Origin of the sequence: Pseudomonas sp. Irchel 3H9, assembly GCF_900187495.1 — a bacterium.
Lineage (GTDB): Bacteria > Pseudomonadota > Gammaproteobacteria > Pseudomonadales > Pseudomonadaceae > Aquipseudomonas > Aquipseudomonas sivasensis.
Window position 1 is genome coordinate 700,010 of the sequence record NZ_FYDK01000002.1, and the last position, 13,829, is coordinate 713,838.

Sequence of the window (13,829 nt, forward strand, 5' to 3'; positions counted from 1 at the left end):
GGGAGCGCTTCGCACTCCGTCGCAGGGCAAGCCTGCTCACCACAGAGGTTGTGGCGCCCGTGGGCAGGAGGTTGTGAGCTTATTTCTGAGCAAACCTCTCACCACAGGGTTGTTTGCGACTGTGGAGTGGGGCTGAGCTGCATTTTGTAGTGAGCAGGCTTGCCCTGCGCTGGGCTGCGAAGCGGCCCCACTGGGAGCACCGCCTATGTACCTGATGCAGCAAGGCTAGCCACTGGGGAGCGCTTCGCACTCCGTCGCAGGGCAAGCCTGCTCACCACAGAGGTCGTGGCGCCTGTCGCAGCAGGTTGTGAGCTTATTTTTTGAGCAAGCCTGCTCACCACAGAGGTTGTGGCGCCTGTGGGCAGGAGGTTATGAGCTTATTTTCTGAGCAAACCTCTCACCACAGGGGCGGCGTGCGCCTCTGCGGTGAGAGGCGCCCTGTATTGGTGCGTCAGCCGATCGGGCGGATGGGCGAATTGTTCGCCCAGGCTTGGATATCCTCGATCATCTGCTGGTAGAACTGCCGGTAATTCTGCTCGCTCACATAGCCCACATGGGGCATGGCCAGCACGTTGGGCAAGCGGCGGAACGGATGATCCAGCGGCAACGGCTCCTCGGCATACACATCCAGTGCAGCCCCCGCCAGGCGACCACGGCTCAATGCCTCAACCAATGCCTGCTCATCCACAATCGGCCCACGCGCGGTATTCACCAGACGCGCCGTCGGTTTCATCCAGCCCAGCGCCTCGGCATCCACCAGGCCGCGGGTGCGGTCGCTGAGTACCAGGTGGATGCTCAGGATATCGGCCTGTTTGAACAGGTCTTCCTTGCTGACCCAGGTCACACCGGCTTGCGTCGCACGCTCCGGCGTGAGGTTTTCACTCCAGGCAATCACGCGCATGCCGAAGACTTGGGCAAATTGCGCGACCTTCTGGCCGATGCTGCCCAGACCAAGGATGCCCAGCGTCTTCCCGTACAGGTCGCCGCCAAGGCCAACCTGCCAGTGCCCGGCGCGCACGGAGTTGGCCTCGGCCAGCAGGTTGCGGGTGGAGGCCATGATCAACGCCCACGTCAATTCCGGCGCCGCCTGTTTATAGCTGTCGGTGCCGCAGACGTGAATGCCCAGGGCCTTGGCGGCGGGGATATCGATGGCCGCGTTGCGCATGCCGCCGGTCACCAGCAACTTGAGGTTGGGCAGCCCCTGCAACAGCGCGGCGTCGAATGGGGTGCGTTCACGCATCACGCAAATCACTTCGAACGCTTGCAGACGTTCGATCATTACGGCGGTATCGGCCGGGTAATCGTGCAGGAAGTGCACCTGGCCGACCGACTCCAGCACCGACCAATCCACCACGTCACGGGCCACATTCTGCCAATCATCAATGACTGCGATCTGTACCGACATTCACGAGTGCCTCGAAAAAGGTTGGATTAAAGTGCGTTCAAACCCTGCAACAGCGCCTGGTGAAACTTCGCCGGTTCTTCCATCTGCGGCGCGTGGCCCAGGCCGGGAAACTCCACCAGCGTTGCGTGGGGGATCAGCTTGGCCACGGTTTTGCCCAACACCGCGTAGTTGCCGAGCTTAGCTTTGACCTCGGGCGGCGCGACGTCCTTGCCGATGGCGGTGTTGTCGGAGGTGCCGATCAGCAAGAGGGTAGGCATCTGCAGGTTCTTGAATTCGTAGTACACCGGCTGGGTGAAGATCATGTCGTAAATCAACGCCGAGTTCCATGCGACCCGCGTATGCCCCGGGCCGTTGCTCAGGCCGGCATACATATCCACCCACCGCTCGTATTCCGGCTTCCAGCGGCCGACGTAGTACGTGTTGAGCTGGTATTGGCGAATCCCATCGGCGCTGACTTTCAGTTCACGGGCATACCACTGGTCGACGCTGAGCGCAGGCACGCCCAGGGCTTTCCAGTCTTCCAGGCCGATGGGGTTGACCAGCGCCAACTGCTCCGTCTGCTCGGGGTACATCAGCGCGTAACGCGTGGCGAGCATGCCGCCGGTGGAGTGGCCGAGCAGGGTGACCTTTTGAATGCCGAGCTTTTCCAGCAGTTGGTGGGTGTTGAGGGCCAACTGCTGGAAGCTGTACTGGTAGTGCTCGGGTTTGCTGGAGCTGCAAAAACCGACCTGGTCCGGTGCGATCACTCGGTAACCGGCATCACTCAGGGCCTTGATCGAGCTTTCCCACGTTGCACCACAGAAATTTTTGCCGTGCATCAGCACGACGGCGCGACCATTGGCGGCGCCTTTGGCCGGCACGTCCATGTAGCCCATTTGCAGGGATTCGCCCTGGGATTGGAATTGGAAATGTTCAAGGGGGTAGGGGTACTGGAAACCTTGCAGCTCGGGACCGTAGGTGGCCGCGAGCGCAGGCGCTGTGCTGGCCGTCAGCAGGCCGGCGATGCAAAAAGCGCGGAATAGAGGCATGGGCGGGGCTCCAGGAAGGGTGTCCGGATGCTCTTTGCGAGGGATTAAGTGGGGATTAACACCCATTGCAAGGTCACGGCGGCCAGCACGGCATAGCGCAGGCCTTTAGCCAGGGTCACCAGCAGCAGAAACCGCCACAAGGGCTCACGCATTACCCCGGCCACCAACGTCAGCGGGTCGCCAATGATCGGTACCCAACTGAGCAGCAGCGTCCAGTGTCCCCAGCGCTGGTAATGGGTGCGCGCTTTTTCCAGTTGCCTGTCGCTGACCGGAAACCAGCGCCGACCCTTGAAGTGCTCCACCCAGCGGCCGAGCCACCAGTTGACCAGCGACCCGAGAACATTGCCCAGGGTCGCGATACCCAGCAGCCACCACAACCCGTAATGCCCGCTGACCAGCAGGCCTACCAGCACCGCTTCCGATTGCAATGGGAGTAAGGTCGCCGCACCAAAGGCGGCGATGAACAGCCCGAGGTAACCCATCAGCATCGATCAGTGCGCCGGGTACTCAGCCACCACGACATCGTTGCCGTCCCGGGTCAGCCCGATGACTTGATAGGCCTCGCTGCGCCCGTCCATTTCCATGCCGGGCGAACCCATCGGCATGCCGGGTGCGGCAATGCCCAGCAGGTCGTCGCGCTTGCGCAAAGCCAGCACTTGATCGGCGGGCACGTGGCCCTCGACGAATTTGCCGTCGATCACGGCGGTGTGGCATGAGCCCAGGCGCGGGGCCACGCCCAGGCGTTGCTTGACGGCACTCATGTCAGCTTCGACATGGTCGTTGACCTTGAAGCCGTTGCTTTCCAGGTGGCTGATCCACTTTTTGCAGCAGCCGCAGTTGGCGTCACGGTGCACGTCGATGGGGATGAGGTCAGCGGCCTGGGCCAGGGTGGTGGTGAAGAGGGCTGAAAGCAGGGCCAATCGCAATGGGGTTTTCATCAGGTTTTCGTCCAAGACCAGGCAGTAAGCCCGGCATTCTCCGCGCTTTTTTGAAGGGGGCGCCGTTGTAATGTTTCAAAGTTATACAAGGTTGGCGTTTTCCAGGCGGTGCCTGAGCTGGTCCAGCGCAATCGCTGATAGTTCGATCATGCGTTCGTGCAGGCTGGCCAACTGCAATTCGGTTTCATAGGTCAGCACACGCTTGAACAGCGTGCCGTCGTGAAAGGGCAGGAGGAAATAGTGGATGGAACCATCGACGGCGAGGGACGTGAACACCGTCTTGAACTCGTCGGGACGACGGGCGATCTGCACGCGGTAGCTCATGGGCACGCGTACACCCAGCAGGTCGATCATTTCGGTAAAGCGTGCACCGGCGGGGAGCGATCCGGTGGTGCCGGTGTCGGCCCCGAGGGATGTGGGGTGCCATTCATGCCAGCGATCCGGTTGGGTCACGTAGTCGTAAACAGCGTCAATGGGGGCTTGGATAAAGCGTTCCTGATTGATCCGCTCCAAGCGGAACGACTGCTCGACAGCGCGCATGGCACACCTCCTGTGTGGCGGGGCTTAACACTTGGAACTGTCAGAATAGTCCGACTCCCGCGCTTTGCACGGGAGCCTTTAGAGAATTGATCAGCGCACTTTGAAGCGGCCCATCAAGGCGATCACCCGGCCATTGGCATCCAGCAGGCTCTGGGTATTGGTTTCGGTGGCATGGCCGCTTTGTACCAACTCTTCGACCATGTGTCGGATTTGCACCATGCTGCGGTTGATCTCCTCGGTCACCGCGCTTTGCTGCTCGGCGGCTGTGGCGATCTGCGTGCTGAGGTTGTTGATATGGCTCACGGAACCCGCCATTTCATCCAGCCCGGTGTTGACTCGCGCCGTGGCATCCGCTGCCGATTGGCAGCTGGCCTGGGTATTTTCCATGGCCGCGACCGAGGAGCTCACCCCGGCAGTCAGGCGTGCCAGCATCTCGTTGATCTGCGAGGTGCTTGCCTGAGTACGCGCAGCCAAGGCGCGCACTTCGTCGGCAACCACTGCAAAGCCTCGACCTTGCTCACCGGCCCGCGCCGCTTCAATGGCGGCGTTGAGGGCCAACAGGTTGGTCTGGCCTGCAATGGCGCCGATCACCCCGAGGGTCTCGGTGATGCGTGCGGCGTCCTGGCGCATGTTTTCCACGGTGTGGGTGGCGGCGGCAACTTCGCCGATCAAGGCGCTGACACTGGTGGATGCTTCCCCAACGACCACGCGGGAGCGATCGGCGTGCTCATTGGCGCGCTGAGTGAACGAGGCGGTTTCGGCCGCGTTTTGCGCGACGTTGTCGGCGGTGGAGCTCATCTCGGTGATGGCGGTGACGGTCTGGTCGGTTTCCGAGGCGTGACGCACCAGGATCTGGTTGGTGTGGGCCGAGGTCCGTTGCAATTGCTCAAGGCCTGACGACATCGCGCCAGTGGCCTGGGTGACTTCGCCGATCATGTTTTGCAGGTAGACGATGAAGTGGTTCACCGAGTGACCGATGGCGCCGAGTTCGTCTTCGGCGCGGATGGTGATACGTCGCGTGAGGTCGGCATCGCCAGCGGACAGCGCGTCGATATTGGTTTTGAGGATCTTCATGCGCTGCACCAGTTGGCGGATCGCATACGCCGCCAGCAGCACCAGCAGCAACACCATTGGGATCTGCAACAGCGCCAGACTGCCGAGCACGTCATCGCGCTGGGCAGTGATCAGTGAAGTGGGCAGGGCGGTGGCGAGGAACCATGGCGTGCCTTCGATGGGGCGCAGATAGAAAGTGCTGGCCACGCCGCCATTGTCGAACTCGCTGCGTTGCAGTGCCTGGTCGCGATGGGCCAGGGCTTTGCTGACCTGGGTGGCAAATGCCGAGGTGGAGGTCAGTTCGCTGATGTTCTTCAACACCACGGGGCTGCTCAGGCGCGAGCTGTTGCTGATGATCTTGCCATCGCCCTCGACGATCAGCATTTGCCCGCCGATGTCTTTTTCCTTGCTGGCCACCAGGTCATTGAAGAAACCCAGGGTCACGTCGATGGTGGCCACGCCATAGGCGGCGCCGTCACGCTGGATCGCCATGGCGCAGTTGGTGCGCGGCTCCTGGCTGGCGTCGTCTTTGTAGGCAGCCGCCCAGGCGCATTGCCCGCGCGGCGAAGCGAGGCCGCCTTTGTACCAGCTCTGGTCGTAATAGTTGGGCGCGGGATCGCTGTTCCAGAACGTGTTCACCGCCAGCTTGCCCGACGCATCGCGGTGCCAGAACGTGCTGTGCTTGTTGCGGCCCGGCGTGCGCTGGTTGGGCAGCGGCCAGATACCACCGCCGAACACTTTCAGTTCACCATATTGATCGACCAGGCCTGGCAGGACCTTGTCGATGGCATCGCTGTCGAGCAGTGGAATGGTTTGGGTGATGGTGCGTTGCTGGGCCTGAACCTTATTCAGTTCGCCCTGAATTTGTTCTGCCACCTCACTGATGCGGTTGAGCACCACCTGTTCTTCGGTCTGTCGCAGCTTGGGTGCGACCAACTGGCCGATACCCACGACGGTCAACACGAATAGCACCAGGACGAACAGCACCAGAAACAGGGTATAGCGGGCTTGGATAGAGCGCATTGGGGGCATGGGGTCGTCCTTACGAAGCGTTTATTATCGACGCGGCTTTTTTAGAGCTTCGTTGGGCTATCGGCTTGGCAACGCTTAGCTTTAGGTACGCTCGTGCAAATAAAGTGAAGGGCTAAACGGTTGGGATTGGCAATTCAACTGGGAGCCCATGGACAGTTGTCTCGGTAAACCGTGCCGATAATGGGTTGAGCGGCGCGCCCCACCCGGCGCGGGGTTGCAGCGCTAGCGCTGGGCATGCGCTGTGACCGCTAGTGTGCAGGGTGGGATTTGGGTTTACGGCTTGATGTAAATCTGGAGATCGCCGGGGATACCGCCGCTGCCGACCGGTTTGGTGGGATCCTGTGGATGGCCCAGGACTCTGGTTCCGAAATGGTTCGTGGCGCTGGGCCTGTCAAAAACACCAATGCCGATGCTGCCGGTCAACTCAGCGAGGCCGGGCACACCTTCGGAGGTGTTCATATGTGAATGCCCAACCAATGCAGCCCACTTATCAGCACCTGAGGTGGCCTGGATGGTTTCAGCGGCGTAATAGTTGAACTCTTCAAGCCGCGTGATCGACGCTGAGCCAGTAGTGGTCGGCTTCTTTAAGCCGCGTAGGTCTTTGTGGCGGGTGAGGTAGTAGTGATCAAGAGGCAAGACCTCTATGCCGTTATCCTCCAGCTTTTTGCGTAACTCTTGGAATGTCGGGCCGCTTCGAAGCTGCTTGCTTTGACCAAGGATGCCAATTCCGTCGTCGACAAGCCCTTGGGGCATATCTATCAACCCCTCGAAGTAAACTCTTTTAACGCCCTCGTTTTTTAGTGTGGCGACGTTATCGAACAGCGCCCGGAAGCTTGCCATCTGCTTGTGGGACTCTCCAAATACCACGCCTTGCGAGGCTTTCAACGCTGTTTCGATCAGGTCAGGGACAGGGACGTTGCCAGCGATGTGCGGGATGGTCGGTCGCGTCGGGAGGCCCGCCTGCTGGATGGCGTCAAAATAGTCCTTCATTTCATCTTTGAACTTTTGAATGGTCGCCATCTTGGTGTCGGGTTTGAAATGATCCGGTTCCAGTTTCCCGCGCATACTTTCTGCGTAGTCGCCGACGGGCAACGGCTTTCTGACTCGCACTGGGCGCGCGATGGAGGCCATAGGGTTGTATCGATGACGGTGCTGTGCAGGGGACGGGGAGTGGGTATGGGGGGAGCCGGGTGCCAAGGTGTCGAGCGGGTTGAAGTCTTCCAAAGGCGTGCCGTAGGGCTTCATCGCCGCGGGGTCGTAGGCATACCGTTGGCCGTTGGACAGGATGGTGTCGGTCCGGAAGGTCTGGTCGGCGATCTTGAAGGTGCCGTGAGTAATGGGCCCATGCTCGTTGGCGATGACCCTTGCCATATTAAAGGCCCCACTGGTTTTCTTGATGGTGTCGATGCCTTTGCCGATCAGCTTGGCGCCTCCCTGCACCAGATCACCCAGCCCGCTCGCTGGGTTGAGCTCACCGATGAGCGTGGTTCCCAAAATTTTTGCCACCCGAACCGCCTTGGTTGTCGCGCTGAAGCCCTTGACCGCAACGTTCCCAATTTTCGCTGCTGCACCTGCGCCGGCAGTGACGAATCCGAAAATATCCATCCCCAGATCGACAACACCGTCCAGGACGTTGCCGTTCTTGAAGTTGACGATGGCCGATCTCAAGGGAATCAGGTCGAGAAACAAATCCGCCAGTTTCTCCTCGACGTCCATCTGTTGATCGTAGGTGGTGGTTCCCCTGGCCTGCTTGACCACGTCCTTGTTATCAATATCCAGGTGTTCGATAAACGCATCGGCAATGGATTGCGTTCGGTTGCTTGAAAAGCTGTCGGGAACTGGCAGTGGATTCCCCGCAGTGTTATTTGGCTGCCAAACGGTGTCATCGGCGTTGGTTGGGAGGAACTGCTCTATTGGATAGACGAGGTTTGACTCGCGATCACGCTCTTTGGTCAATACGGTGCCTGGGACCGTGGTGATGGAACCCTGCTTAAGGTCGATCGCGTAAACCGTTTCGCCGCTGCCCCCGGTGGCCTTAACCAGCAGTTGTTCGTTTTTCTCTACAAGGGTTCTGCCAGTGAACCCCATACCCAACTGGTACGTATTGTTTTGATAGAACTCCAGCTTCCCATATTCCAGGTTTTGCCTGTCTGCCAGCGGGAGCTGAGCGATCAAGTGTTTGACCGTCGTACCAATGCCTTGTTTGCGTGAGTTGATTGCTTGGGAAAGTTGAGAATTAAAGACGGCGTTTACATCGAATGCCAGGGACTTACCTTCCAGTGCATCAAGGATGCGCGGGTCTTTGGTTTCCCACGAAAACTGATCCAGCCCGCTCATGGCGATATCCAAGAGCGAGTGGTGGCCTGCTGGCGCTCGATTGGGGTCGTAGAGCGGTTGCGCGTAGGGTTGGCTGGTGTCCTTGACCGTTAGCAGCTTCTCTTCAAACGGGACATCCTCGCCAAAACGTTCTTTTAGTTTGGCCAACGCGATGTCTTTACGGCTGGGCATGTCGGTTTGGATCTGGCCGGTGGCTTCTAGCCGTAAATTCGCTTGTTGATTGAAAGCGGTTTTGACCTTGTCGATGTCGGCATCGTTGTACCGATCGGCTTCGGCCTGGCTGATAACGCCGTTTACGACGCCCCAGACCCGCAGGGCCGCACTCTGCGCTTTTTGGGTTATGGACAGGTCTTGCAGGCTGGCGCCTTCAGCGGCCGACATGACCTGGGCAAAGGTCATGTTCGGCACCTTTCCCGGTGTTTGCGCTTCTATTGTCGCGGCGGCGATCGACAGGTTGAGCCACGCGGTGCTGCCATACGTCACGCTGGCCGGCAGGTCCTTGATCAGTAATTCGGGGGCTTTCCTTGCCAGAAGCACGTACGCGCCAACGCTGGCCATTGCGGCGGATGTTTTGCGTTTTTTTATCAGGTGTTGGCTCAGGCTGGTCACCACGGCCGAGGCGGGTTTGCCCCAGTGGGCTTCCTGTGCGAGGTTGAAACTGGCGATTGCGCTGGGGTGGGCGTGATCAATCGATTCTGGATCCAGCGCCAGGTTGATAGCGGTCAGCGTGTATTCGTTGACGCTGGTATCAGTTGCAACGCCGTTCAATTTGGTCTGAATGGCTTGCCCCAGCGCCTGTGCCCGTGGGGTGGTCAGGATAGCGACCAAGGCTTTCGCCGGATCGGTGGCGGCTTCGCCGGAAGGTGGCTGGTTGCTGTTCAGGTATTCCAAAACGCCAAGGCTTACGCCTATCTGCGCTGGGTTCGGATGCTGCGCCACGTAGTGCCTCAGCGTACCAAGTAGCGCCTCTTCGTTGCGCATGCTCATTGGTATCGGCCAGGACAGCCCACCGCCTAAATTGCCCAGTGGATGCTCTAACGCCCGGTTGAACACGGCGTCTGCCAAGGCACTCAGGCCGAAATGGTTATTGGGGAGCATCAGGTTGTTGGACGTGATGTAGGCGTCGAGCGTGACGGCCGCGTCTGCTTCTATCGGGTAGGACGAACCCGGTTGAATATCCATCGGCGTCGCCTTCAACGCGGCGAGGATCGCTTGCGGTGTGGCATTCACACCTAAGCGTGTTGCCGTTTCGCTGAGTTTTTGTCCTAGGCTCCTGAGGTTCTGGTTGTCCGCCATCATCTGTTTCAAGCCAGTGCTGGCACGTGAGAGGCGGGGGGAGGACGCAGCGGTTTGGAGGTTTGCTGAAGGATTGCTGGCGTGTAAACCAGGCGATTGATTATTGATAGGCGGGGGCGGTAGGTGAGGCTGAGATGGGGTTTGAGAGGGTGTGTGAACATTCAACATGGGTGGGCACCTTTTCAGACAAGCTGTAATAAGCGTCTTTCATGAGGAGGTTCCCTTTTCCTCAGACGTCCCCGATTGGGTGTAGAAAACACCCTGCGAGGTTCCTTGCGGAAATACCGAGGTCTATAAAATTAAGTGTTGGCAACGGCGTGAAAAGTCTTTTATGAAACCGGTAAATCAGCCCTGTCTCTAGATGTGACGGCTCAGATCGCCGTAAGGCGTTTGCAGGTCAATCCGGCGCAGGGCGAGCCAAAGCTTTTCATCGCCTGTAATATGAGCGCCTGTCGGCCCGGCCTATGCCTGCCCCAGGGCCGGTGTTGGCAGGGAAGGCTTCAAACAATGGATACACTCTTCAAGTTCAGGAACTTGTCATGACCCAAAAGCAACGTTTGAAATATTCACTTCTGATTGCCCTGGCTGTATTGGGGACGATGTTTGGCCTGTCCTACTTGCAGAACACCGGGGTCATCAGTGAGAAAACGTTCCAGACCATCGCCATTGCCGTCGCGGTGATCGTGGTGGTGATCAACGGCGTCATGCGTCGCAAGGTCAAGCTCTGAGCGTGAAGGCATGGGCATGAAGCTCTGACTTCAGGCGCGTCCTTCGAGCACCTTGGCAGCCTCTTCGTGGAGGCTGTAACTCTTATCGGCATTGAGGGTGATCACGCCCTCGCTGCACAGGCGCTTGAGCACCTCGCGCACGCTGAGAAACGACAGCGGGATGCCAAGGTTCAGCAAGTGGCTGTGCACGCCGCGCACCCCGAGAGTGCGCTGGCTGTCGGCAGCCGTGAGCAGCGCGTCGATGACCTTCAGCCGAATCAGGCTGGTGCGCAAACCGAAACACTTAAGTAAGTGGCGAATACGCTGGTTGCCATGCTGTTCGGGCGCTTTGCCGAACACTTGCGTGCCGCCGCCAAAGTTGGCGTCGGCAACCGATGAATGTCCGTCCGTGGGCACTTGCGGGTTGTACATGCAAAAAACTCCTTATCAGAGCCTGATCAGGAAAATGATGGCGCTCTTACTAATAAGACGAACGAGCGAGCGAAATCATGAAGTGTTGGATGTAGAAATTTCGTCAGTGTCGGTTTTGTCACAACCAACGTCCTTCAGATAAAGCGGCCGCGTCGCTAAATTTCTCCCGGTTTTGTGCGTTCTTACGGTGGGGTAACTGCCCCCGGTGAGGGTGTTCAATTTGACTGTGGAGTCTGCGTGATTATTTCCAACGGGTTGTCCAGGATGGGTGTGGCAGGGCTATTGCTGGGGTTGAGCCTGGCCGCATCGGCGCGCGAGCAGGTGGCGCAGGCATCGGCAGATATCCGCCGTACCAGTTATGGGGTGCCGCATATTCGTGCCAACGATGAGCGTGGCCTCGGGTTCGGCATTGGTTATGCCTATGCCCAGGACAACCTGTGCCTGCTGGCCAATGAGGTGGTCACGGTAAATGGCGAGCGGGCAAAGTTTTTCGGCCCCGATCAGTCAACCCTGGAAGAGCGCAACAATCTGGCCAGTGATGTGTTTTTTTCCTGGCTGAATACGCCAGAGACGGTGGCGGCCTTTTGGACAGCCCAGAGCCCCGAGATAAAAGACCGTATCGAAGGTTACGTCGCTGGCTACAACCGTTACTTGAAAGAGCAGGGCGCTCCCGCGCAGTGCCAGGCGGCATGGGTACGCCCGTTGGTCGCTGAAGACTTGGTGAAATTGACCCGCAGGCTGCTGGTGGAAGGCGGTGTCGGCCAATTCGCCGAAGCGCTGGTTGGCGCGGCGCCGCCTCAAACCACTGCCAGCGTGCAGCCCAACGCCAGGGCGTTTGAGTTGGCTGCGGCCAACCAGCAGCGTTTCACCCTTGATCGTGGCAGCAACGCGGTGGCTGTGGGCCGTGAGCGCTCGTTCAATGGGCGTGGGATGTTGCTGGCCAACCCGCACTTTCCGTGGGTGGGTGGCATGCGCTTCTATGAGATGCACCTGACCATTCCAGGCCAATTGGACGTGATGGGCGCCGCGTTGCCGGGCTTGCCAGTGGTCAACATTGGCTTTAACCAGCATGTGGCATGGACCCATACGGTCGACACGTCCAAGCATTTCACCTTGTACCGCCTCACCCTGGATCCGAAGGACTCGACGCGCTACATGCTCGATGGCAAGTCCGTCCCCCTGGAAAAAACCTCGGTGACGGTGCAGGTCAAGCAAGCGGACGGCAGTGTTAAGCCCGTGATTCATCCGGTCTATAGCTCGCAGTTCGGCCCCGTCGTGCAATGGCCTGGCAAGCTGGACTGGGACAGCCACTACGCGTTCAGCCTGCGCGACGCCAACCTCGGCAACGATCGCGTCCTGCAACAGTGGTACGCGATGAACCGCGCCGGCAGCCTCAACGAGCTGCAAACTTCGGTGCACACCCTGCAAGGCATCCCATGGGTCAACACCCTGGCCGCCGACGATCAGGGTCAGAGCCTGTACATGAACCTCTCGGTGGTGCCCTACGTCAGCGCGGCCAATCTTGCCCAGTGCAGCGATCCACGTGCCGGCCTGCAAATGATCATGCTCGACGGCGCCCACAGCGCCTGCGCCTGGGACGTCGACCCACGCTCAGCCCAGCCCGGCATCTTTCCGGCTGACCAACTGCCGCAACTGGAGCGCACTGACTATGTGCAGCACTCCAACGATTCGGCCTGGATGGTCAACCCCAAGGCGCCGCTGGCAGGTTTCTCACCGGTGATCAGCCAGGACAACATCGGCCTGGGCCCGCGAGCGCGGTTTGCCCTGCAGCGCCTGCAATCCCTGGATAAGCAACCGATCAGCGTTGCCGACTTGCAAAACATGGTCATGGACAACGAGGTGTACCTGGCCGGCCAGGTCATGCCAGATTTGCTGGCGTTCTGCGCCAAACAACTCGGCACCGATGCGGCTGCACTGAAGCCGCTGTGCACCAGCCTCAAAGACTGGGACCGGCATGCCAACCTCGACAGCGGCCTGGGTCTGGTGCACTTCATCAACCTGGTGGAACAGCTGGAGCAAATCCCTGATGCCTGGCGCGTTGCCTTCGACCCGGCCCAACCCCTGACCACACCGCGCGGCCTGGCCATCGACCGTGCACCGGTCGCCAAGGCCCTGCGCGAAGCCATGCTGGCCTCTGCCGCAGACGTCGCCAAGCTCGGCCTCAAGCCCGGCAGTAAATGGGGCGATGTCCAAGTCTCCGGCCAAACCCCGATCCACGGCGGCCCGCAGGAACTGGGGATCTACAACGCCATGCAAACCGTGCCCCGTGCCGATGGCAAGCGCGAAGTAGTCAGCGGCAGCAGCTACCTGCAAATCGTCACCTTCGACGACCAAGGCCCACACGCCCAGGGCGTACTGGCGTTCTCCCTGTCCAGCAACCCCGCATCGAAATACGCCAAGGACCAGACCCAAGCGTTCTCCGAGAAAAAACTGCGCTCACTGCCGTTCACCGACGCCCAGATCAAGGCCGACCCGCAATACCAGTCGCAGCGCATCAAGGAGTAGGGCAGGCACGCAACCCCTTGATGCCAATGCGAAATATTTTTGAAATCAAGGGGTTGCAGGCATTGGCAAATGAGTACATAATGGCGCCCATCGAACGCAACGAAGCATTAAAAACTTCAATGTATTCAATGAGTTAGAGTAGAGGCATGGCTTTGTAGCCCACTCAAGTTTTTATGCGGTGAATGTCAGCAACCAGGGCATTGATCGTTTGAGGCCGAGTAGCAAAATGGTTATGCAGTGGATTGCAAATCCACCTACGCCGGTTCGATTCCGACCTCGGCCTCCACTCTTGAAAACCCCGTAGATCAATGATCTACGGGGTTTTTTATTGCCCTCAGGAAAGTGAAGTGTTCCGCAATTTTTAGGGGATGTTCCGCAACGTGACTTCTCATGGCCGGCAAAAGCAGCCAGATGTAAGAGGTATCAGTTGCAGATGCAGGACACTGACCTTTTTGGCAGGTGGGAGGAGGGGCTCGCTGCAGCGTTCGTCATTGGGAAGCTTGGAGGGGGCCCGCTAAGATAGAAAATGTGGGTA

Annotated in this window: 10 protein-coding genes, 1 tRNA gene and 1 pseudogene; 3 read left to right on the forward strand and 9 right to left on the reverse strand. The window is 59.2% G+C overall.

Annotated features, from left to right (window positions below; genetic code table 11):
* Positions 1 to 451 precede the first annotated feature (451 nt).
* From CKW32_RS09080 to CKW32_RS09110, 8 genes and pseudogenes are all read right to left on the reverse strand, one after another.
* A complete protein-coding gene (locus CKW32_RS09080) occupies positions 452 to 1,405 on the reverse strand; it encodes a D-2-hydroxyacid dehydrogenase family protein (protein ID WP_095184660.1) in 954 nt (317 codons plus the stop codon).
* 26 nt (positions 1,406 to 1,431) lie between these two features.
* Entirely contained in the window at positions 1,432 to 2,433 is a 1,002-nt protein-coding gene (locus tag CKW32_RS09085) for an alpha/beta fold hydrolase (RefSeq protein ID WP_095184661.1), read from the reverse strand.
* 44 nt (positions 2,434 to 2,477) lie between these two features.
* Complete coding sequence (locus CKW32_RS09090; RefSeq protein ID WP_095184662.1) at positions 2,478 to 2,921, reverse strand: YqaA family protein; 444 nt, start codon at positions 2,919 to 2,921, stop codon at positions 2,478 to 2,480.
* A gap of 3 nt (positions 2,922 to 2,924) precedes the next feature.
* A complete protein-coding gene (locus CKW32_RS09095; protein WP_032885249.1) occupies positions 2,925 to 3,371 on the reverse strand; it encodes a DUF411 domain-containing protein in 447 nt (148 codons plus the stop codon).
* Positions 3,372 to 3,452: 81 nt separating this feature from the next.
* Positions 3,453 to 3,911 carry an SRPBCC family protein gene (locus CKW32_RS09100; RefSeq protein WP_095184663.1) on the reverse strand — a complete coding sequence of 153 codons (459 nt, stop codon included), beginning with the start codon at positions 3,909 to 3,911 and terminating at the stop codon, positions 3,453 to 3,455.
* Between the two features lie 90 nt (positions 3,912 to 4,001).
* On the reverse strand, positions 4,002 to 4,847 hold the full coding sequence (locus CKW32_RS28795; RefSeq protein WP_371853996.1) for a methyl-accepting chemotaxis protein: 846 nt from the start codon (positions 4,845 to 4,847) through the stop codon (positions 4,002 to 4,004).
* A gap of 15 nt (positions 4,848 to 4,862) precedes the next feature.
* Positions 4,863 to 5,996 (reverse strand): annotated as a pseudogene (locus CKW32_RS28800) (cache and HAMP domain-containing protein); the annotation flags it as partial.
* 273 nt (positions 5,997 to 6,269) lie between these two features.
* Positions 6,270 to 9,632 carry a membrane-targeted effector domain-containing toxin gene (locus CKW32_RS09110; RefSeq protein WP_160016625.1) on the reverse strand — a complete coding sequence of 1,121 codons (3,363 nt, stop codon included), beginning with the start codon at positions 9,630 to 9,632 and terminating at the stop codon, positions 6,270 to 6,272.
* A 536-nt stretch (positions 9,633 to 10,168) separates the two neighbouring features.
* On the opposite strand from CKW32_RS09110, the gene CKW32_RS09115 reads away from it, so the two are divergent.
* Positions 10,169 to 10,357 (forward strand): hypothetical protein, encoded by a 189-nt coding sequence (locus CKW32_RS09115; RefSeq protein ID WP_032885243.1) that lies wholly within the window; start codon positions 10,169 to 10,171, stop codon positions 10,355 to 10,357.
* A gap of 30 nt (positions 10,358 to 10,387) precedes the next feature.
* Here the strand turns inward: CKW32_RS09115 and CKW32_RS09120 are convergent, their stop codons facing one another.
* On the reverse strand, positions 10,388 to 10,768 hold the full coding sequence (locus CKW32_RS09120; protein WP_032885241.1) for a hypothetical protein: 381 nt from the start codon (positions 10,766 to 10,768) through the stop codon (positions 10,388 to 10,390).
* A gap of 237 nt (positions 10,769 to 11,005) precedes the next feature.
* On the opposite strand from CKW32_RS09120, the gene CKW32_RS09125 reads away from it, so the two are divergent.
* Both CKW32_RS09125 and CKW32_RS09130 read left to right on the forward strand, forming a co-directional pair.
* Positions 11,006 to 13,294, forward strand: coding sequence for an acylase (locus CKW32_RS09125; protein ID WP_095184665.1), 2,289 nt, complete (start codon positions 11,006 to 11,008; stop codon positions 13,292 to 13,294).
* Positions 13,295 to 13,506: 212 nt separating this feature from the next.
* Positions 13,507 to 13,580, forward strand: a tRNA-Cys gene (locus CKW32_RS09130).
* The last annotated feature ends 249 nt before the right edge of the window (positions 13,581 to 13,829 follow it).

Coding starts and splice junctions, on each gene's coding strand:
- CKW32_RS09110 (WP_160016625.1), bottom strand. CDS start 9,632: ATGATGGCGGACAACCAGAACCTCAGGAGCCTAGGACAAAAACTCAGC.
- CKW32_RS09090 (WP_095184662.1), bottom strand. CDS start 2,921: ATGCTGATGGGTTACCTCGGGCTGTTCATCGCCGCCTTTGGTGCGGCG.
- CKW32_RS09115 (WP_032885243.1), top strand. CDS start 10,169: ATGACCCAAAAGCAACGTTTGAAATATTCACTTCTGATTGCCCTGGCT.
- CKW32_RS28795 (WP_371853996.1), bottom strand. CDS start 4,847: ATGATCGGCGAAGTCACCCAGGCCACTGGCGCGATGTCGTCAGGCCTT.
- CKW32_RS09120 (WP_032885241.1), bottom strand. CDS start 10,768: ATGTACAACCCGCAAGTGCCCACGGACGGACATTCATCGGTTGCCGAC.
- CKW32_RS09080 (WP_095184660.1), bottom strand. CDS start 1,405: ATGTCGGTACAGATCGCAGTCATTGATGATTGGCAGAATGTGGCCCGT.
- CKW32_RS09085 (WP_095184661.1), bottom strand. CDS start 2,433: ATGCCTCTATTCCGCGCTTTTTGCATCGCCGGCCTGCTGACGGCCAGC.
- CKW32_RS09100 (WP_095184663.1), bottom strand. CDS start 3,911: ATGCGCGCTGTCGAGCAGTCGTTCCGCTTGGAGCGGATCAATCAGGAA.
- CKW32_RS09095 (WP_032885249.1), bottom strand. CDS start 3,371: ATGAAAACCCCATTGCGATTGGCCCTGCTTTCAGCCCTCTTCACCACC.